The following is a 20,690-nucleotide window of genomic DNA, read 5'->3' on the forward strand; positions in this document are numbered from 1 at the left end:
CCAGCGCGCCCTTGTAGTCCTTGACGGCGATCTTGGCCTGGACGGCGGTGAGGTCGGGTGCATCGGTGCCTTCGAGGTCGTCGACCGCATAGGCCGGCATGATAGTGGCCACGGGAACGACGGTCAGCACGGCAATGGCGCCGAGCAGGCCAAACAGGGCGTGCTTGCCCAGATAGGATTGCTTCATCATCTTTCTCGCTTGGGTTGGGAGCTCGCGCTCAAATCTGAACTGGGGTGAAACCATAGGCATTGCCGTCTTTCACGAAGACGCCGGTGCCGGGGAACGGGTAATGCGAACCCGAAATGCGGATGTGGTCGGCGATCACCCGGTCGATGATCTTGTGGCGGGNGGAGCTCGCGCTCAAATCTGAACTGGGGTGAAACCATAGGCATTGCCGTCTTTCACGAAGACGCCGGTGCCGGGGAACGGGAAATGCGAACCCGAGATCCGGATGTTGTCGGCGATCACGCGATCGATCAGCTTGTGCCGCGTGGTGATCGCCATCGGCCCGTCCTGGTCGTAACTGCCCTGCCACTCCGGATGCGGCGCCAGAAGGGCGGGCACATACATGGTGTCGGCCGAGATCATCAGCTGTTCCTTGCCGGAGTTGGCGAGGTAGACCGAATGTCCCGGCGTGTGGCCGGGCGCAGCGATGATCTGGATGCCGGGTGCGACTTCGGCGCCGTCATTGACCAGCTTCCAGTTCTTCCATTTCGGAAAATTTTCGGCGATGCGCTTGCCCGCCGGCTTGCGGCCTTCCGGCAGCTTGGCCAGCCGGCTGGGGTCGGTCCACCAATTGTATTCCNTCTGGATGCCGGGTGCGACTTCGGCGCCGTCATTGACCAGCTTCCAGTTCTTCCATTTCGGAAAATTTTCGGCGACGCGCTTGCCCGCCGGCTTGCGGCCTTCCGGCAGCTTGGCCAGCCGGCTGGGGTCGGTCCACCAATTGTATTCCGTGGCGTTGACGATCAGCTCGGCATTGGGGAACACCGGTGCATCGGTCCCCTTTTCCATCAGGCCCCAGACATGGTCGGGGTGGAAATGCGAGATCATGATGGTGTCGATCGTCTTATAGTCGATGCCGGCGGCGGCCATGTTGGCCGGCAGATGGGTGGCATTGGTCTGCCATTGGCCGACGCCCGATCCGGCATCCATCATGATCAGCCTGCCGTTCATCTTGAGGACGATGACGGTGAGCGGGATGGGCATGAAGTCTGTCGTCAGGCCGGCCTTGGCAAGCGCTGCCTTGGTGTCCTCGACGNATTGGTCTGCCATTGGCCGACGCCCGATCCGGCATCCATCATGATCAGCCTGCCGTTCATCTTGAGGACGACGACGGTGAGCGGGATGGGCATGAAGTCTGTCGTCAGGCCGGCCTTGGCAAGCGCTGCCTTGGTGTCCTCGACGGAAACATCCTTGATGAAGGCCGGGTCGTGCGGCTTGCGCCAGATGCCGTCATAGATGGCGGTGACCTCGATATCACCGACCTTGTATTTGTAGAAGCCGACGGTCGGCTCGACCGACGTTTCGGCGAAGGCGGGACGGGTGAATTCCAGCTTGCCGGCCAGACCGAAGGCGGTCGCGGCGAGCGTGGTTCCAAGCAACGTGCGACGTGTCATCATGAACATAGGTGATCTCCTGCAGCCTTATGGGGTGATGATGGAGAGCCAAAGGTTTGGCTCTCCATCGTGAGTGGTAAGAGAAGATGTTCGGAAGGGTGCCTTCAGCGGCCCNGTGAATTCCAGCTTGCCGGCCAGACCGAAGGCGGTCGCGGCGAGCGTGGTTCCAAGCAACGTGCGACGTGTCATCGTGAACATAGGTGATCTCCTGCAGCCTTATGGGGTGATGATGGAGAGCCAAAGGTTTGGCTCTCCATCGTGAGTGGTAAGAGAAGATGTTCGGAAGGGTGTCTTCAGCGGCCCCAGATGCCGTCGTTGTTGTGCCTGGTGATGATGTCCTGAACCGACCCCTGGCGCGGCCCGGTCGTCACCATGGTGTCGACGCCGGCTTGGCGCGGGGAGGGGGAAATGGAAGCAGTGGCATTGGTGTCAACGGTAGCGACCGGCTGATTGGAGTTGTTGCCGCCATGGTCGCTGCCGGCAAAGGCAGCGGTTGAGGCAAGCAGCATGGCAGCCACGCTGAGAGCGAGCTTGGTCATTTCGGTAGATCCTTTTTTCGTTTCTTGGGTGCGTGCCGGGAAACTGGCCCCGCTAACAAGAAGACCCATCAGGACGTCCCTTTATTCCCGGGCGGCGCGAAATTCTTTTGAGATTTCCCGAAAACAGGGGCCGGCGTCCGCCCCGAACTNATGGCAGCCACGCTGAGAGCGAGCTTGGTCATTTCGGTAGATCCTTTTTTCGTTTCTTGGGTGCGTGCCGGGAAATTGGCCCCGCTAACAACAAGACCCATCAGGACATCCCTTTATTCCCGGGCGGCGCGAAATTCTTTTGAGATTTCCCGAAAACAGGGGCCGGCGTCCGCCCCGAACTGGAGCCGACGCTGCACGAGGACGCGTTCGACGTCGGCGCCATGCTGCTGCCGTGGTCTCAGCCCGTGTAAGGAGCTGAGCCAACAGTGACATCGCACTTGATATCGGCTGAAGAGGCTTCGACAGACGGTTATCAGCCCGTCACGATGGCGGCGCGGAAGCGCGCCACGAAGTCGTCGATCTCCGGCCGCTCCATGTCGGAAATCGCCCAGTATGAGAAGGCGCCATCGCTCCAATGCACAAGCGAAAAACCGCCCTCCGAGAGATCGACCGGGTCGGAAACCACCCCGGCATTTTGCGGCTCGGCCACAAGGGTGATCAGATGTTCGCGGTGGCGATAGACCAGCGCTGGCACCGCCCGGCCGCCGATGACCTCGACTCTGCCACCGATGAGTGCAAATCCGTCCTTGGCCATGTCCGGCGCCGGCGGCGAAAGGCCGAGCCTTGCATCGAGCCATGGCTTTACCGTGTGCCGGTCCGACGAGACGACATCGACAGGGCTGGTCGCCAGCAGACTGCGTTGGTGGCCGCTGGCTACCCCTGCGGCAAAGCTGTCGGCTACGCTAGGCTGCATCGCCCATTGCGTCGCGCCGCTGGCCAGAACAGCGCTGATCATGATCGAGGCCGCCATGGCGCGCCAGTCGAATGATCCGAAGTTGCGCGCCGACCACCACGTTCGAGCGGACTTCGCCCGTATCGGCGCTCTGGGCCGCAGCACCTCGACGCTGCCGGATGCTGCCATGGCTGCAATGCGCGCGCTGAACTCGTCGCTCACCTGGGGCTTCGTCAGCCTGGCCACAGCCCCTTGCAAGACCATGATGCGGGCATGTTCGGCCGCCAGCTTGGGATCGGCGGCGATGCGCCGNTCGGCTACGCTAGGCTGCATCGCCCATTGCGTCGCGCCGCTGGCCAGAACAGCGCTGATCATGATCGAGGCCGCCATGGTGCGCCAGTCGAATGATCCGAAGTTGCGCGCCGACCACCACGTTCGAGCGGACTTCGCCCGTATCGGCGCTCTGGGCCGCAGCACCTCGACGCGGCTGGACGCGGCCATGGCTGCAATGCGCGCGCTGAACTCGTCGCTCACTCGGGGCTTCGGAAGCCCGGCCACAGCCCCTTGCAAGACCATGATGCGGGCATGTTCGGCCGCCAGCTTGGGATCGGCGGCGATGCGCCGCTCGACAGCCATGGCCGCGGCGGCGTCAAGCTCGCCATCTATCAGCGCGTGCAGCATCAGGTTCATGCCTGCGGCGTCCTCGGGCAATCCATCGTTGTGCGCACTCATTGCGCCCTCCCAAGGTCAGAGATCAGCAGGCCACGCGCCCGCGCCAGCCGCGACATCACCGTGCCCATCGGCACGCCCAGNCCTCCCAAGGTCAGAGATCAGCAGGCCACGCGCCCGCGCCAGCCGCGACATCACCGTGCCCATCGGCACGCCCAGTATGGCTGCGATATCGCGGTAGGCGAGGCCATTCACGTCGCGCAGCACGAGCGTTTCTCGAAAGGGTTGCGGCAGAGCGGCGATCGCCGCTTCCATGGCCGCCACCTCTGCCTTGGCGATCAGGCTCGCCTCCGGGCTTTCGCTCTCAGTCAGATCGACTGCGTGAGCGGCGCTCACCTCGTCGAGATCACCGAGGTCGCCCACCGAGACGATGCTGCGCGGGCGATTGCGCGCCAGCCATGTGTANGCTCACCTCGTCGAGATCACCGAGGTCGCCCACCGAGACGATGCTGCGCGGGCGATTGCGCGCCAGCCATGTGTAGCACGAGTTGCGAACGATGGTGAGAAGCCAGGCACGTGCATTGCCGCCGGCATAGCTTGCGATGTTGGCGTGTGCCTTCATGCAGGCGTCCTGCACGACANAGCCAGGCACGTGCATTGCCGCCGGCATAGCTTGCGATGTTGGCGTGTGCCTTCATGCAGGCGTCCTGCACGACATCCTCGGCGTCGGTGGCATTGCCGGTCAGCCAGCGGGCCAGCGAAAGCGCGTCGGCGAGATGGGGCATTACCACTTCGCCGAAGCGGTCGGCNATTGCCGGTCAGCCAGCGGGCCAGCGAAAGCGCGTCGGCGAGATGGGGCATTACCACTTCGCCGAAGCGGTCGGCCCGCGCATTGCTGCTCAGCATCGGTACACCGTCACATGCGCCTCGCCTCGAGCTCGTACGCTCATTTGGCGAGAATGGTTCTGCCTTGCGATCGAACCCAGAGGAAACATGCCGGGTCGCCAGCTGCGGTGAATTTGAAGGCAACTGTCTCATCGATGTCAATCACACACAGGACCGCAACGATGCATCCACCCGGACGCGCTCTTGAGCACAAGCATTGCCGAATCCACGGCCGGCACCGATCCGTGGCGTCTTAGCTTTCTCGATCCCGACCGGGGCAGGACGTTTTAAGGTAGACAGGCTGGGAGCCAGCCAGCCGCAGGCGCCCAACGCGTCGCCTTCAAGAGGTCTTGGGAACGCGTCGACCGTTGCCGTCATAGTCGTCAGTATGTGGGATTGCAGGGGGGGCGTTCCTTCAAGGTCAATCAGCAGCGTATGCATGGAAGACCAGGGCGGGCGGCGTATTATTCCCGGACAGCGAAAAAAGATGACTGGAGGCCATGCCACAGGCGCCACCAGCGGCGCACAGACATTGTCCATCTGGCGTTAGCCGAGAGGATCAAGAGTTCGAACCCTCCGACAATATCTGCTTTTTAAAGAAATCAATAAATTTCCGCGTCTTCAGCGGCAGGTAGGCGCGGGAAGGATAAGCGACCCACACGGCACTCTCCTGCGCCCCGACGCTGATCTTCCAACCAGGGAGGAGTTGGACAAGCCTTCCGCTCTTGATGTCCTCATCCACCGACCACTCCGGCAGCAGCGAGATCCCGACGCCGTCGCGTACCAACTGGCGAAGCGCCAGTGTGTTGCTGGTCCTGATCTTCGCCGGCACGGTCAATTCGATATTTTCGAGATCCCGCCTGAACAGCCACAGCGGTGTTTGAGGTGAATTCGTGGTCGGCAAACAGACATGCGCACCAATGTCTTCTGGCCGATCGACTGGAGGCACTGAAGACAGATATTCTTTCGACGCCACCAAACGACGCTCGATTGTCTTTAACTTGGAGACGATGAGGTCGCCGGTCGGACGCGGCCCGAGACGCAAGGCGACGTCGACCTGCTGGGCAACGAGGTCCACCAAAGCGTCCGAGAGCAGCAGATCAATTTCAATGCGCGGGTACTGCGCGCAGAATCCGGCCAGCAGTGGCGCGACGACCGCTTCGCCGTAGGCGTTTGAGGCCGTAACGCGCAACATGCCGCTTGGCTGTTCGACGGTGGCAAGCGCTGCTTCGCGGGCCGCCGTAACCTCGTCCACAATAGGCAGGATGCGAGACAGGAAAATCGCTCCGGCCTCCGTCAACGACAGTTTCCGGGTCGTTCGCTGGAACAGTCGTGTGCCAAGCTGTGCTTCCAGTCCAGCTATCCTGCGAGACAATGTCGATGCCTCGCTGGCTTCGGCCCGCGCCGCAGCCGCAATGCTGCCAAGTTGAGCGACGCGGCAGAATGTCTTGAGGTCGTCAACGTCCATTCATGCAAAATTGGCATGAATATCATGCCAAATACAAGCATTATCTCTCAGTCATCATCGTTTACATCGATACAACGACAGATAGCCGAGCCTTCCAAGGAGAGATCTATGAAGTGTGAAATCAAACGTGTCCTGTTCGGCTGGCCGCTGGCGGTGACGGCAGTGGCTGCGTTTTTGCTCGCCCCTGGGGCGACCGAAGCCGCGTCCAGCAAGCCCACCATTGTTCTGGTTCACGGTGCGATGGCAGACAGTTCGTCTTGGAATTCAGTGATCCCGATTCTCTCTCGCGATGGCTACACGGTCGTGGCAGTAGCGGACCCGCTTCGAAGCGTCTCTGGCGATGCCGCAGCCGTTGCCAGCGTGGTGGAGAGCATCGACGGGCCTGTGGTGCTGGTTGCCCATTCCTATGGCGGGTCCGTCATTACAAACGCCGCGCTTAACAGCAAGAATGTCAGGGCGCTGGTCTATGTCGCCGCATTCGCGCCTGACAAGGGCGAGAGCACCTTCGCTTTGATCAGCAAGTTTCCGGGTAGCGAGCTTGGCGGCTCTGGCCAAGCCAATTGCGCTGCCAGATGGCAGCCTTCAGTTGAGCGTCGATCCGGCAAAATTTGCCGGACCCTTTGCCGCCGACCTGCCTATGGAGCAGGTGGCACTGATGGCTATCACGCAGAGACCGAGACCGCGCTGAAGGAAGCTTCAGGCGCGGCCGCCTGGAAAACCCTTCCGTCGTACTTCGTCTACGGCGCGGCCGACAAAAGCATCCCTCTGGCTCTGCACGACTTCATGGCGAAGCGTGCGCACGCGCGCGAAGTCGTGGTCGTGCAGGGTGCATCGCATGTTGTCATGCTTTCTCATCCGGCAAATGTTGCTGAAGTGATCGAGGAGGCCGCGCAGGCCCATTGAGCGATCACCGTCACCTGAGAATTCAGGTCTCTACCCCATTTGCGGCGCCAAACTGCGCCCAATTGCCATCAAGGACAGACACATGACGAACTTTCCCATTCACTCCATCGAAACGGCGCCCGGAGCTTCCAGGCCGGCACTTGAGGCACTGAATTCAGCCTTCGGCTTCATTCCAAATATTGCCGGCACGATGGCAACCTCGCCTGTGCTTATCGGCAGCTTGACCGATCTCTTCGCGCGGGTACATGGCGGGAGCTTCAGCGAGGCGGAGATCCAGATCCTGCTTTTGACAAATGCAGTCACCAACAAGGCAGAGTGGGCTGTGGCCTTTCACTCCTATCTGGCGATTGCCGAGGGGGTCGGCGCTGAATCTGTCACCAGCATCAGAGAGGGCGCTTTACCTGTGGACGCCAGGCATGCGGCTCTGGCGAAACTCACGCGTACGCTTATCGAGAGGCGCGGTGGGCTCAGCGAGGTGGAAAAGCGCGAATTCCTCGATGCGGACTTTGATGAGAGCCGGTTGCTGGAGGTGGTCGCCGTTCTTTCGGCGTCTACGATCACCAAGTACACGTCCAACATCACCCAACCGCCGCTGGAGACGCCATTTCAGCCGCATGTCTGGCAGACAGGTAGGGGCTGATCCGGACAGTATGCGGTCGTGCCGGGCGCGTTCGATGCATTGGGCGCGGAGGCAAAGACCATGTAACGCCAGGACCGAGTAAAATTTGCCACGCGGCCGTCATCGAGCTTTCCATGTCGCGTGATCTAATCTCAGCTATGCCCAGGTGGCGTTCATCAATCAGCTGATGGTGGGTTTCAGACGTTCGTCTGCCGACCCTTTCGTCTGCTATCATTCTTCGGCGGCCAAAAGCCGACCTTCCGCTTCCGGCCCAATTGCTGACATTCAGTCAAGATGTCGGTTTTTGGGCCGCAAGCGGACTGACAGCTTCGGGCTTCGGATCCTCAATAGCGGAACTTTAATTCGGTGCGAACATCGTCGTGACGTGACCCGAAGCAGACTTTCGCAGGTGACATCGGGCATGACCGCCTCGCGCCTCATCTGGTTCAGCGGGCACCCATGGCCGCTCGCGAAAGCGGACATTTCTCATGACCGGGACTGGGTGATTTGTGGCAGAAGCGGACATCAGAGGCTAATGGCTGCGCAAAGACGCTGGCCGGGTACTGACAATCAACTGCGCGGCATGTAACAGTGCTTGCTAATGTATGATGAGCAGTTGGGGAAGGATGCCGCTCGCACTCTTGGCGGATTTTTGGGGGAGACAGCCGACATGCAGAGCTCAGTCGAAATCGACCTTGCTGGTCGACTCGAATCAGCGGACCGGTACATTGCCGAGCTGGAAGTCGCCAAAGCATCTGGGGCAACTCAACTCAGTCAACTTTCTGCCGACAACAAGCGTCTGCTCGACCTCACCGAGGACCGCGCAAAGGAACTCGCGATCCTCAACAGCGTCGGCGAAGCAATGGCCAAGACGTTGAACGTCAAGACTGTCACACGCATCGTCGGTGACAAGGTTCGGGAGATATTCGGGGAGGACATCACGGAAATACTGCTGCACGATGAGGTATCTGATCTCATCACCGTCCCGTATTCATTCTATCGTGAGTACCAGGACGTGGAGCCGTTCACTTTGGGCGCAGGACTTACCTCAAAGGTCATTCTCTCTGGAACACCGCTGGTTATTGATACGTTTGAGCAGTCCCTCAAGTTTGATGTGATCGCACTTACCGAAGCGGAGCGATCAGAATCGTACCTAGGCGTGCCGATCATCGCGGGAGGCAGAACTCTAGGAGTTGTCAGCGTGCAGAGTTACCAAAAGAACGCCTTTAGCGAAGATCATGTGCGTCTCTTGCAAGCTCTCTCGTCGAGCATGGGAGTTGCCATCTCGAATGCCCGCCTTTTCGACGAAACCCAGCGGCTGTTGAAAGTGTCCGAGGACCGCGCAAAAGAACTCGCGATCCTCAACAGTGTCGGCGAAGCAATGGCCAAGACGTTGAATGTCAAGACCGTCACGCGCATCGTCGGTGACAAGGTGCGCGAGATATTTGGAACAGACGTCACCGAAATCCTGCTGCGTGACGAGAAGTCTGATCTGATCACCGTACCCTATGCGTTTTACAGGGACTATCAGGACCCCGAGCCATTTGCGATGGGCGAAGGTCTGACGTCCAAGGTCATACTGTCAGGCAAGCCATTGGTTTTGGGCTCGACTGAGCAACACGTTGCTCTGGGCGCACTTATACCTACGGAAGATGACAGGACCGAATCCTACTTGGGCGTGCCGATCATCGCTGGTGACAGGATTTTGGGTGTCGTCAGCGTTCAGAGCTACGAGAAGAATGTCTTCAATGAAGATCATGTGCGTCTGTTGCAGGGGCTGTCATCCGGCATGGGCGTAGCCATCTCCAACGCACATCTATTCGATGAGACGCAGCGCCTGCTGAAAGTGACAGAGGACCGCGCAAAAGAACTGGCGATTCTCAACAGCGTTGGCGAAGCGATGACGAAGTCGCTTAACCTGGACACTGTTATTCGCTTGGTAGGCGACAAGGTGCGGGAGGCTTTCGGCATCGAAGTCAGTGAAATTTTGTTACACGATAGCGAAACCGGCTTGATCCATGTCCCTTATGCATACTTTAGGACCTATAGAGCTATCGATCCATTCCCAATGGGCATGGGAGTAGCTTCGAAAATCATCACAACAGGTGAGCCCTTTGTTTTTGGCACTCTTGAGGAAGGAAAAGAGCTTGGCGCCTACTTTCCACACGAAGAGGATAGGACTGCCTCTTACATAGGCGTGCCGATCAAGTCTGGTGAGGGAACACTGGGTGTTCTCAGTGTGCAGAGCTATCAGAAGCATGCGTTCGACGAAAACGACGTGCGCCTGCTGCAGACGGTGGCCTCCAGCATGGGGGTCGCCATCGCCAACGCCCGTCTATTCAATGAAACTCAGCGTCTGCTCAAGGTGACTGAAGCCCGCGCTGCCGAACTTGCCGCCATTGGAACGGTTAGTCAGGCGCTCATAGCGGAATCGGAACTTGACAGCACGATCCAGTTGATCGGTAACCAGATGCAGGAGATCTTTGATGCCGATATTGTCTACGTCGCACTGCTTGATCCGGAAACCAACCTAATCCATTTCCCCTATCAGTTTGGCGAGGCCTTCAACACACTAACCCTTGGCGAGGGGCTGACAAGCAAGATCATAGAGACTGGCGAGCCGCTGCTGATCAATCAGGATGTAGCGGAACGTGGAGCTCAGATCGGGGCTACCCCCGTCGGCAAGGATGCATTGTCCTATCTCGGCGTTCCGATCAAGACCGCGCAAGGAACGCTTGGAGTTATCAGTGTTCAGAGCACTACGCGGGAGGGCATATTTACCGATGACTCGCTTCGCTTGCTTTCCACCATTGCCGCCAATGCCGGTGCGGCCCTCCATAACGCGCAGCTATTTACCGAGCTCAAACAGCTTTCCCTGGCGCTGCAGCAGGCAAAAGAGGCGGCCGAGGCGGCAAATGAGGCGAAGAGTTCTTTTCTGGCGACGATGAGCCACGAAATCCGCACACCAATGAATGGCGTGATCGGAATGAGCAACTTGTTGCTTGGTACAAAGCTTGACACTGAACAACGCGAGATTAGCGAGACGATCAGCAACAGCGGCGAAGCCCTGCTAACGATTATCAACGACATACTCGATTTCTCCAAGGTTGAGGCCGGCAAGCTGGAGCTTGATCCAAGTCCCTTCGAACTCCGGGAATGCCTTGAGAGCGCAATTGATCTGGTGGCCTCCAAGACCGCGGAGAAGGGACTCGACCTGGCATACCTGGTGGAGCCCGGTACTCCTGGCGGGATTGTGGCAGACAGCACCAGACTGCGACAAATTTTGCTTAATTTCCTCAACAACGCTGTGAAATTTACCGAGCGGGGTGAAATTGTCCTGTCGGTGATGAAAGTTCCGCCCGCAGTTGAGGGCGCGGGGACACCCCATGGCGGAAGCGAAGAGGGCTTCTCCACCCTGCAGTTTGCAGTACGCGATACCGGCATTGGTATACCCGAAGACAGATTGGATCGCTTGTTCAAGTCTTTCAGCCAGGTCGATGCCTCGACGACGCGGCGCTACGGGGGCACCGGGCTAGGGTTGGCGATTAGCAAACGCCTGGCAGAACTGATGGGCGGGGAGGTATGGGTCGAAAGTGTTGAAGGGTCGGGTACGACATTCTTCTTCACGATCCGCGCTGCCGTTGCGCCCGCTCCCAGGCAGGCGCAAATGTCGCTGGCAAAAGTTGAACTCGCAGGCAAGCGGCTGCTGATCGTTGACGACAACGCAACCAACCGGCGCATCCTGTCTCTGCAAGCCCAATCTTGGTCCATGATTCCACACACGACCGAGTCGCCTCTGGACGCATTGCGCAGGATTTCGAGCGGCGAAAATTATGACGCCATCGTGCTCGACATGAACATGCCAGAGATGGACGGGATAAAACTGGCCAAACGATTGCGTGGGCTTGGTGAAAGAGGTGACCTTCCACTGATATTGCTGAGTTCCTTGGTGCCTCTTGATGAGCGAAACAAGGCAGATATCGAGAGCATCAAATTTGCGGCGATGCTTCCTAAGCCGATCAAGCCCTCGCCGCTCCTCAATGCTTTCATGTCCGTCTTTGCCGTGGCTCCAACGCGTTCAGCCAAGCCTGATCAACCCAAGGGACCATCCCTCGACAGCGAAATGGCGGCGAAATTGCCGCTTCGGATCCTGCTGGTTGATGACAACATCACCAATCGGAAGATTGGGTCCAAGGTGCTTGAACGGCTTGGCTACAAGGTAGACTTGGCGGTGGATGGAGAGACGGCGATTTCGTCATTTGCCAAGGGACAACACGATGTCATCCTGATGGATATCGAGATGCCGGACATGGACGGGCTCGAAGCCACAAGGTTGATCCGCGCATCAGGCGCCGGGGACTCGCTGCAGCCTTTCATCGTGGCACTTACCGCCAATGCAATGGCCGGCGACCGCGAGCGCTACCTGGAAGCTGGGATGGATGATTACCTAAGCAAGCCGTTGCGCGTGGAGGAGTTGGTCGCCTCTCTTACACGCGCCCACCAACACAACTGACAACAAAGGTCCGGTCATGGATGTTGCGCAGGACGCTCTAGACAAGCTCCTTGATCTCATAGGTGGGGATCAAGACTCTCTTGCAGAACTCATTGAGAGTTTTCTGGAGGAATCCCCGTTGCTAGTCGAGCAGATGCGCCGGGCTGCGGAGTCCGGCGACCGTTCAGGTCTTGGCCGCGCTGCCCATACGCTGAAATCAAGCGCGCGGGACTTCGGCGCCAACCAACTTTCCGCGCTTTGCGCGGCAATGGAACAATCCTGCCGCGACAGTATGCCCGGCGCGGCCGCGACGGAAGTGGAACTCATCGCGGGCGCGTGTGACACGGCCAGCCGAGATCTAAGCTCTCGCCTTGCCGATTTGAAACGAGGGGGACAACCGAATGAGCATAGAATCGGAGACACAATCACCTGATGCTCGCGCACCAGAAGGTGCGCGCGTCCTCATAGTCGATGACTCAGGCACTGTGCGCCTGAAACTCAGCAAAGCCATCCAGTCGCTCGGCCATGAAACAACCGCTGTCGCAAGCGGCAAGCTGGCGCTTGAACAGGTTGCTCAGAATCCATTCGACCTCGTACTCCTTGATATCGTCATGCCCGAAATGGATGGCTTCGAAGTGCTCAAGGCGCTCAAGTCTTCGCGGGCCACTCGCGATCTGCCGGTGATCGTCATTTCGGCCCTCGATGAAGAAATGGGCAGCGTGATTAGCGCCATCGAGCTTGGCGCGGAAGACTTTCTGCCAAAGGACTTTGAACTAGCTCTACTCAAGGCTCGTGTTGAGACCTGCATCGAGAAAAAAAGACTCCGCGACGTTGAGACGGAATATCTGCGGCAGGTGGCCAAGCTGACCAGGGCGGCCGCCACATTGGAGACCGGGCGGTTCAATCCTTCGAAGCTTGGCATCCGCGACGTAGCAAGCCGTACAGATGGTCTCGGCAAGCTTGCCACAGTGTTCGCGACAATGGCCCAGAAGGTTTACGAGCGAGAGCGAAAGATGCGGCAAAATATTCGCACGTTTCGTGGCGCTCTACTGCTGCTGGCATGTGGCGGGTTATGGGGCGTCGTCGTTCCACTTTCCAAGATGGCTTCGCTTGTTGAGGCTCATCCGGTCGGATTGGCAATCCTCATCGACATTATCGGAGCCGTGTTCTGCATCGGGATTAGTTTGAAGCGACGGACAATGCCAAGAATCAAGGATCTCACGCGAGCCGATCGGACGTTCATCCTTCGTTTTGCGTTCATTAGCTCGGTGATCAACCAGGTTCTGGTGTACTGGGTGGCAAGCAAGCTCCCAGCTTCCATCGTCTCCATTGTCATCGTGCTCGAGGGATTTGCTGTCTTCTTGTTCGCCGCTCTGATGCGGACCGAAGCTCCGAATTTGAAGCGCTTTTTAGGGCTTGGATTGGGTCTCGTCGGCATCTCCATCATCCTCCTGTACGGAGAGCCCGGAGAAATAGCCACCAGTTGGGTGTGGTTTGTCATCGCTCTTGTAATCCCCGTCACTTACGCAGTCGAGGATATCTATCTCTCAGAGTCCAAGCCCGCCAAAATCGATAACGTCGCCCTGTTCGGCATGACCCTAGTTGTTTCGGTTTTGATGCTGATCCCACTTGCCGCTTTTTATCAGGACTTCGTGCCATTTGGTCTATTGGCTGGTCGGCTTGGCGTCATCGTCTTGCTGATGGCTGCCGCCAGCAATTTGGCGATGCTGCTCTTCATTTTGCTAGTCTCCAGCACCGGTGCGGTCTTCGCCAGCCAGAACGCCTATGCGGGGACAGCCGCCGGCATAGGCTGGAGCATGCTGTTGCTCGGAGAGTCGATACCAGCGCTGACCTGGGCCTCTCTGGCTCTGGTCGTCGTCGGTCTCCTGATGGTGGAGCCAAAGCAGGAGGCTGAGGAAGAACCCCCGCCACTTGATGACTCGCTGGAGGATTTTGTGCCGCTCGTTGATCTGCTGCCGTCACCCACAGAATGAAAGATCGGACATCGAAGTGTGATGCCAGTTGATTCAAGCGGACAAGCGCCCGAAAAGCCTTCCGAAGCGGATGCAAGGCAGCCGTACAGCGGAAGCAATTCGAAGGTATTTGAGGAGGTCGCCACCATCATGAGCGCTCAAGGCTTGCCCAGCGTTCTCGCATTTGAACGCTACGACCCAACCGGCGCCTCGCTGGACTGGCTGCGCGAGCGTGGGGTCAACGTCATTTTCGGCAATGCGCTCTGGGAAATGCCGTTCAAGCGCTTTACCGAGGATGAGCTGATTGCCCGGCACATGGCTGTGTCGCCTTGATGGGGGCAAGCGGCACCCGCATCACCAGGCGCGTGATGCAGGCGCTTCCGGAACTGCGGTACGTCTAAAAATACGGCATTGGTATCGACGGCATCGACCTCGACGCTGCCACCGAGCACGGCATTCTGGTTTCGAGTACGCCGAACGATTTTCGGATCTTCACGGTCAGCGAGCACGCGGTCGCCCTGATGCTGGCTGTTGCCAAACAACTTGGCACGTGGACGCCCGAATTCATGCGGCGTGGCGGGTGGCGCGGCCTGACCCATGGCGCGGCGCCACCGTCGGCATCCTCGGCCTCGGCCGCAGCGGCCGTGGCGTGGCGCAACGGCTTTCGGCTGGGAGACCCGCATCCTTGCCTACGATCCCTTCCTGAAGGAAGCGCCTCCGTCGAACTCGTCGACTTCTCCACCCTGGTGGAGCAATCCGACTTCCTGACGCTGCACGCAACGCCGAGCCCCGATAACCATCACATCCTGAACGCCGCCGCGTTCTCGAAGATGAAACCGTCAGCCATCGTCGTCAACACCGGGCGCGGATCGCTGATCGACTACACGGCCCTGCGAGCAGCGCTGGCCAATGGCCAAATCGCGGGTGCGGCTCTCGACGTGTTCGACCAGCAGCCGCCGAAGACCGACGATCCGCTGTTTTCGCTACCCAACGTCTTGTGCACGCCGCATGTCGTGGCGATGAACGATCGCGTCGAGGATCGCTTACTAAGCGGCGTTTACTAGGTTCCGCTGGTCTAGCCCTACGCGATCACACCATAACCACGTGATGACAAATCAGCCATGTGTGTGGCGCGGCGGGCCTGTTCCGCTTGTGGCCGGCGCCTACCCACCCGGGTTCCCCAACCATGGCGTCGGCCATTTTCGTTCTCTCAGCAATTATGGGCCTTTGCTATCGGCCTATGTGTTGGCCTTGGATGGCGAGATCGCGGTTAGATCACCTCGTTCGTTTGGATGTTTCGCTGGCGTTGGCAGGAGGCGCATATGTTCGCCAGCCGGCGGATACCACACCGCCCCACCGGTCAGGCCCAGCGCGCCCGCTGCAAAGTCCCCGCAGACGGCTGCTGGGCCGCTGGCGGGCAGTGGCTACTTGCTGACGATCCAATCCACCAAGCCAGTTTCGATCAGCTCGCACCCAGTCAAATCGCGCACCAGGGGGCCTTAGCTAAATCGCGCCATTGACACTCAGGCGCTCCGGTTTCCCTGAGTAGGCGTCGGCATGCAGAGCGGAGAACGTCGGCTTGAAACGCAGAGACGGCAACAGTAGACGGGTCGGCATCTTCCCAGCCTAGCGCCACGTCGCGACGACGTTGACCAAGGCGCTTCAGAAGCTCGCGTGCCAGTGTATAGCGGACGGTCGACACGGCATTCATGGCCCAGCCGAAGGCGAAGATTCCGAACAAAAGCATCACCAGGAAAGGCGCGATCAAGGCGAATTCCAGCCCGGCTGCGCCGGAGCAGTCACGGCGCCACCTGGATCCGATCCTTTCAGCGGACACGGATCACCTGCTGATGACTGATCGCGCGCGGGTCCGGGAAGACACCGAAGTTAAACGGGGGCACCCAGGTGCCCGTCGCCGTTATCTGGACGAAGATTTTCTTTCCGCCGCAGATGGTGGTCTCATCCACGACCGTGGCGCCGCACAAATAGGAGCGGACCAGTACGACCGCGGCGTCCTCGGGCTTGTCGTTCCAGCTCGAAAGCGCGACCGCCTGCGTTCCGGTGTCATTGGACGCGCCGGCCATTACGAGATTGGCCGCGGTTTTAACGCCCGCGCGCATCTGCAGGTAACTCGTCACGTAGGACCAGCCGTCGGCGATGCCGAGGCAGACGAGGCACAGGATGGGCAGCAACATGGAAAACTCGACGGCAGCTATCCCGGATTTGTCCAGGACAATGCGCAAGGTCCGCCCACCCATCCCGCTACTCGACGAGCTGAACGGATTGCGTCGCCGGAATGTTCTTCATCCCGAGGCTGGTGCAGTCCTGCTTGATGGTCGTACTGCCGGACCACTGGATGGTGCGGCGACGACCTGAGTGCAGCCGCCGTTCCCGGAGAAGTTGCCAAGGTAGTTGACCTGCTGCCTGGGGAAATAGATGGCGCCGGTCAAAAGCGAGGCCGCGGTGCCGTTGAAGGTGCTCTGCGCCGTGGTCCCGGTCCTGTCGCCGTAGAACAGCACGCCGGAATAGGTTCCGGATGTCGGCGCGCTCAGCGTCACCTTGGCGTTGCCGTTCATGCTGACAGTGTTGCTGCCCGCCATGAAGATGGTTACCCCGCTGCCGGCGACGACCGCGTTGGCGTTGACCTTCATACCGCCCTGCACGACGTAGACGCCCGGCTGCAGGGTGACATTGCCCTTGAGATCCGCTGCAGTAGGTGCCAGGCTGGAGTGTTTGCGACGTCTTGTTGCCGTTGACACTCTTGCACGGGTTGCCGGCCGTCGGCTTCGCCAGGCTGGAGAAAGGATCAGCCGCCGGCAAGGCATGGGTCATGTTAGACTTGCAGACCGTGGTCGCTGGATTGTTCAGTACCATGCCGCCGACCGTGATCAGGCAGTCGGCCTTGAGCACCGCCGAGCCCTGCGTCTTTATGGCGTCCGAGGCAATCGAGTCCGACATGACCGAACAGCCGGTGAGGTTGACGGTGGTGTTGCCGGAAAAGAGCGCAGCCTGGGAGGCCGAGGGACTGAGCGCCAGCACGCAAGCTTTGGAGGCGTCATTGATCAGCGCCACCGCCCTTGCCTGTTCGGCAACGGGCGCCTGGTTGAAAATCGCCGTGAAGTAGCGATCGAGATTCTGCTTGACGATGACCTCTACCGCCTTCTTCGCGGTGTTCGGGCCGGACAATGGCGGCGTGTTGACCTGAATCGTGCCCGGCGTGGCAAAATTGTTCGAGGTCGCGGACTGCGTGGCGGCGGCGATGATGGTCGGGTTATCGGAACCCGCGACTTTCTCGAGCGCACCGGCATAGGCCGCGGCATCGGCGACGGCCTGCAGCTTGAGGCTGCTGTAGTACCAGAAGGACGTCTCGATACCGAGGCCGGCGCCGCCGACCACGACCGGCAAGGTGAAGGCAACGACGACGGCAACGTTACCGTTCCTGGCGCGTGTTGCGCGGACCAATGCAGGCCAGAACCGGATGAATGCACTGGATCCCATATTTTATTAGAAATCACGAATAGATAAACGAATTTCTAAAAAACCCATTCCGATTCGATGAAGTCCACGGCCCAGACGAAAGGTTTGCTGCAATTCCTCCTCACGTGCATGTGCTTCACGCTGCGTCATCTCTACGGCCAAGGGGGGGGCGCATTCTGACCGGGAGCTTTGGGTCGCAAACTGACCTTCCGTGATTGCGAGCCACATGGCTAAGCGGCTGTTCCGCTAGTGAGCCTCGACTAGAGTCCTAGATCCGCATACAAGCGTATCCTGGGTCGATCGCGCTTCGCGAAATGCGCCAAATTGCAAGGTCGTGAGTTCGGACAGCGGAAGCATTCTCCTCATGGGTGTTGCTTGTCGAGCAGAAGATTTCACGATCACCACCGAGACAGCTTCGTGTCGATCCCGCTGCTCGGCATGGTCTGCGGTGAAGTCTCCGTGCTCCCGGCACTGAGGTTATCCAATCGTAGCGAGTCCTAAAGCCGCACAACCTGGTCGAGATGCAGGCGTATCCGCTGGCCTGCCGCGAAGGACAGCGCAAACGATTCCAGGCCGAATGAGCGTGTAATTTCCTGGTCAGTTTCAATGATGCGAACGACCCATTCGCCACTGGCTCCGACCAGTTCCACGCGAGGCGTGGCCTTGCGAATTGGTACCACGCTGCCCATCACAGCCTCCCTACGAAAAGCAATGGCAAGTCGATTAAGACCCTGGTAGTCGGAAGTTCAATAACAAATGCTTGTTCGGATCGGACAAACCACCCTCGATGGGCATTACGAAGGCGGGCGAATCACACCTCAGTTAGGCGAACCCTCCGGGGAACCTCCCGTGAGATAGCCTCTGCTTTAGGTCGTTGGCATTCAGGATGGCCGCCAGCTCTTCGGCATACTCCATGTCGGGAAGGTTGACAGATGGGTGGCCCGCTACAGATGCAGTGCGCGCCGGACGAGCCGAGTTCCGAGTCGGGCTAGTCGAGGACTTGCCCTTGCCGGATAGCATTCGACAAGGCGCTCAGCGTCCACACAGTGTACTTCTGGCAAAGCCTTAGAGCCGGATCCGCAGAGCTCGCTCGCGTCATCGAACCAGGCGGTCGCGTCGTCCTGGGCTTCCTCCCGAAGGCGCTTATGGACAGGATGAACATGCCGGCCGACATTTTTATACCTCGCGAGCCGATGAGGTCATTTGCTGCCTTGCGAGATGCAGGGTTCAGCGACCCTGAAGTGCGGAGACCGAGCACGGAAACCGCATGGCTCGTGGTGACAGGAACGCGAAGATAAGTTTCGGCGCCTGGAAGCGGAAAAGCCCGCCGCCGAAGCCAACTGGCTAGCGAATTTCGGCAAAGCGCCGGTCTAAAGGTTCTCACTCATCGGTGCAGGTTGATGGCGTGCACACAGCCGTTACGGCCGAGAGCTTCTCGCGCTTGTTATTTCAGGCTTCTGATAAGGCTTCTTCATTCAGGATCCCCAGTTTGTCCCTCAACGCGAAAATGCGGTGCGCCGATCACGATGGTCAACCAGAAACACTAAAGTAGCGGCCGAGCGGTGCCAGGGGACTGGCACGCGCGGTCAGGGCGGCGCACCATGGATGCTGCTATTGCCTGGCCGGTTGCCATGGCCTGCTAACGAGCGCACAATGTTGCCGTCGCCTCGAAAAATCAAAAACAAACAGGCACGAGGCGCTTGGGAGCGATCATCAGGCTTTCGCCCGACCAGGGAGAAGGCCCATGCCCACACAGGCACAGAGCCGGCTCATGTATTTTATGGGCCAACTCGGTCACAACGAGAGCATCGTTTCCAAGCAGGATATTATCGTCGGCTTACTGGATCACGAAGGCAGTCCGACGGCCGACGCCGACGAATTGCTGGCGAACTTGCATCGATCACTGCAACAGGCCCGACAGAGCTTGCACGAGGCGCAAGAGATCTATGGAGTCAGAAATGCGGAGTAGCGAAAAAACAAAACTCGCATACACAGCCGCAGAGTTCGCCGAAAAACACGGTTTGACCGTGAAGGCAGCCGAAATCATCTTGTCCGTGAACGGCTCCTCACGTGTCGCTTGCGATGCAGCAGCACGCGCATTCAAAGAAGCGGTTGCGCACCGACAACACAGCAATGACGGCGAATGAGCCCCGCGCCTGCTTTCGAGGCTGCGCGGGCCGACCATGACGAGTGGAGAGGACATCTTGGTCACCGGCAGGAATCGCTGAAGAACGAGCCGGGTGTGACCGAACAGCCTCAGAGTGAGGATGTTCCCGACTGACGCAAAAAAGCCCGCCAGCATGAGCCGGCGGGCCAAGTATGGGTCGCTGTCCAAATGAACGCGTTCGGTGTCTTCAGATGGATTTGGTCGAGAAGCCGCCGCGCGTCAGGCGCAACAGATCGGGCGCCGATCGAACGCCCCGCGGGCGCAGGAACGCCTTCGTCTCGCGGGCGCTCCGCGTAAGCAAATCTTCGCCGCCGAGAAGCTCAATCGTCTCGGCCCAACCGTCGTCTGGAAGCAATTCGTGTGTCGTCGCAGTTAGAATCACACCCGATTCCGCAGGGCAATACCTATCTTATCGCCTATGGCCTTTGCGCAGTTCATCCAAAGGAACGGGACAGGGCCGTCTCAGCCGCGCGGGAGCCGTCTGGCTGCCTTATGGTCGGTGATGTTCTCGACCGCCTTCAAAAGGGGTGGAGGGACCTCACAGAGCTTGGCATGCTCGCTGTGGTACGCCACAGCGGCCCGACGATGCTCTTGTGCAGCGCTTCGGCTGCTGCCAGGAAGCGGTCGATTTCAGCCCGGGAAAGCTGGTCGGAAGGTTTGGTTCTGGCCATTGGCGCGCAATTACTAATTTAGTGAAGCCTTACGTGCTTCTGGGGGGTAGACGTGAGACCGGTCGGTCCAGCTATGGGGCGCATTGAACATATTGTTTTTTCCGCGATTGCTGATTGGGATGTTTGCCATGTCGACCGTGGTAGCGACCTGGATTTACCTAGCAACGGATTCGTTCTGGAAGTCCCTTACATGGACCTTGCTGATTTTTATCATCTTTCAGGTTGCATATTTCCTATTTTCATTCGCGCTTTTCGACAAGTTTTGGATGAAAAGGACCGAAGAAAAACCGAACCCTGCCGAGCCTACCTGTCGAGACGGCGGTG

The 20,690-nt window shown here is 59.1% G+C and carries 17 protein-coding genes and 3 pseudogenes; 9 read left to right on the top strand and 11 right to left on the bottom strand.

The genetic code is table 11. The features are described 5' to 3' along the window. The 7 genes and pseudogenes from X751_RS135555 to X751_RS135545 form a co-directional block, all read right to left on the bottom strand. Window positions 1-187: pseudogene (locus X751_RS135555) on the bottom strand (hypothetical protein); the annotation flags it as partial. A 31-nt stretch (window positions 188-218) separates the two neighbouring features. Beyond that, window positions 219-347: pseudogene (locus X751_RS1000000167320) on the bottom strand (MBL fold metallo-hydrolase); the annotation flags it as partial. Between the two features lie 14 nt (window positions 348-361). Beyond that, window positions 362-1,276, bottom strand: coding sequence for an MBL fold metallo-hydrolase (locus tag X751_RS1000000164985; RefSeq protein ID WP_023746398.1), 915 nt, complete (start codon window positions 1,274-1,276; stop codon window positions 362-364). A gap of 637 nt (window positions 1,277-1,913) precedes the next feature. After that, the gene (locus X751_RS135550; protein ID WP_023670610.1) at window positions 1,914-2,159 is read right to left on the bottom strand and encodes a DUF680 domain-containing protein; all 246 of its coding nucleotides are present in this window, start codon (window positions 2,157-2,159) and stop codon (window positions 1,914-1,916) included. A gap of 1,630 nt (window positions 2,160-3,789) precedes the next feature. After that, entirely contained in the window at window positions 3,790-4,134 is a 345-nt protein-coding gene (locus tag X751_RS1000000168305) for a sigma factor-like helix-turn-helix DNA-binding protein (RefSeq protein ID WP_023746401.1), read from the bottom strand. Window positions 4,135-4,353: 219 nt separating this feature from the next. After that, window positions 4,354-4,496, bottom strand: a pseudogene (locus tag X751_RS1000000167330) (sigma factor); the annotation flags it as partial. A 659-nt stretch (window positions 4,497-5,155) separates the two neighbouring features. After that, window positions 5,156-6,064: a LysR family transcriptional regulator gene (locus X751_RS135545; RefSeq protein WP_023699252.1), complete on the bottom strand. Its 909-nt coding sequence runs from the start codon at window positions 6,062-6,064 to the stop codon at window positions 5,156-5,158. Window positions 6,065-6,172: 108 nt separating this feature from the next. Between X751_RS135545 and X751_RS00610 the strand changes: the two genes are divergently transcribed. The 7 genes from X751_RS00610 to X751_RS1000000168320 all read left to right on the top strand — a co-directional run bounded on the left by X751_RS00610 (window position 6,173) and on the right by X751_RS1000000168320 (window position 15,115). Next, a complete protein-coding gene (locus X751_RS00610; RefSeq protein ID WP_023699253.1) occupies window positions 6,173-6,967 on the top strand; it encodes an alpha/beta hydrolase in 795 nt (264 codons plus the stop codon). Between the two features lie 82 nt (window positions 6,968-7,049). Then, window positions 7,050-7,607, top strand: coding sequence for a carboxymuconolactone decarboxylase family protein (locus X751_RS135540; RefSeq protein ID WP_023699254.1), 558 nt, complete (start codon window positions 7,050-7,052; stop codon window positions 7,605-7,607). A gap of 649 nt (window positions 7,608-8,256) precedes the next feature. Further along, window positions 8,257-12,099 carry a GAF domain-containing protein gene (locus tag X751_RS1000000164990; protein ID WP_198020723.1) on the top strand — a complete coding sequence of 1,281 codons (3,843 nt, stop codon included), beginning with the start codon at window positions 8,257-8,259 and terminating at the stop codon, window positions 12,097-12,099. A gap of 16 nt (window positions 12,100-12,115) precedes the next feature. After that, on the top strand, window positions 12,116-12,511 hold the full coding sequence (locus X751_RS1000000164995; RefSeq protein ID WP_023699256.1) for an Hpt domain-containing protein: 396 nt from the start codon (window positions 12,116-12,118) through the stop codon (window positions 12,509-12,511). Beyond that, window positions 12,480-14,072, top strand: coding sequence for a response regulator (locus tag X751_RS1000000165000; RefSeq protein ID WP_023733670.1), 1,593 nt, complete (start codon window positions 12,480-12,482; stop codon window positions 14,070-14,072). Before X751_RS1000000164995 ends, X751_RS1000000165000 begins: the two co-directional genes overlap by 32 nt. A gap of 18 nt (window positions 14,073-14,090) precedes the next feature. After that, window positions 14,091-14,384 carry a hypothetical protein gene (locus tag X751_RS1000000168315; RefSeq protein ID WP_245259938.1) on the top strand — a complete coding sequence of 98 codons (294 nt, stop codon included), beginning with the start codon at window positions 14,091-14,093 and terminating at the stop codon, window positions 14,382-14,384. A gap of 122 nt (window positions 14,385-14,506) precedes the next feature. After that, window positions 14,507-15,115, top strand: coding sequence for an NAD(P)-dependent oxidoreductase (locus X751_RS1000000168320; protein WP_245259940.1), 609 nt, complete (start codon window positions 14,507-14,509; stop codon window positions 15,113-15,115). Window positions 15,116-15,528: 413 nt separating this feature from the next. Here X751_RS1000000168320 and X751_RS1000000165005 read toward each other — a convergent pair whose 3' ends face one another. The 4 genes from X751_RS1000000165005 to X751_RS135530 form a co-directional block, all read right to left on the bottom strand. Next, window positions 15,529-15,888 carry a TadE/TadG family type IV pilus assembly protein gene (locus X751_RS1000000165005; protein ID WP_050592417.1) on the bottom strand — a complete coding sequence of 120 codons (360 nt, stop codon included), beginning with the start codon at window positions 15,886-15,888 and terminating at the stop codon, window positions 15,529-15,531. After that, on the bottom strand, window positions 15,878-16,309 hold the full coding sequence (locus X751_RS135535; RefSeq protein ID WP_023746404.1) for a TadE/TadG family type IV pilus assembly protein: 432 nt from the start codon (window positions 16,307-16,309) through the stop codon (window positions 15,878-15,880). The genes X751_RS1000000165005 and X751_RS135535 overlap by 11 nt, the downstream gene beginning before the upstream one ends. Window positions 16,310-16,313: 4 nt before the next feature. Further along, complete coding sequence (locus X751_RS00595) at window positions 16,314-17,549, bottom strand: pilus assembly protein TadG-related protein (protein ID WP_023746405.1); 1,236 nt, start codon at window positions 17,547-17,549, stop codon at window positions 16,314-16,316. A gap of 476 nt (window positions 17,550-18,025) precedes the next feature. Then, window positions 18,026-18,217, bottom strand: a complete 192-nt coding sequence (locus X751_RS135530) for a hypothetical protein (RefSeq protein WP_023699408.1) — start codon at window positions 18,215-18,217, stop codon at window positions 18,026-18,028. 1,055 nt (window positions 18,218-19,272) lie between these two features. Here X751_RS135530 and X751_RS135525 point away from each other — a divergent pair. Both X751_RS135525 and X751_RS1000000166560 read left to right on the top strand, forming a co-directional pair. Continuing rightward, window positions 19,273-19,497: a hypothetical protein gene (locus X751_RS135525; protein WP_023736937.1), complete on the top strand. Its 225-nt coding sequence runs from the start codon at window positions 19,273-19,275 to the stop codon at window positions 19,495-19,497. After that, entirely contained in the window at window positions 19,487-19,675 is a 189-nt protein-coding gene (locus tag X751_RS1000000166560) for a hypothetical protein (RefSeq protein WP_245260321.1), read from the top strand. Before X751_RS135525 ends, X751_RS1000000166560 begins: the two co-directional genes overlap by 11 nt. Window positions 19,676-20,690 lie beyond the last annotated feature (1,015 nt).

The organism is Mesorhizobium sp. LNJC394B00, assembly GCF_000502555.1.
In the GTDB taxonomy this organism is placed as follows: Bacteria; Pseudomonadota; Alphaproteobacteria; order Rhizobiales; family Rhizobiaceae; genus Mesorhizobium.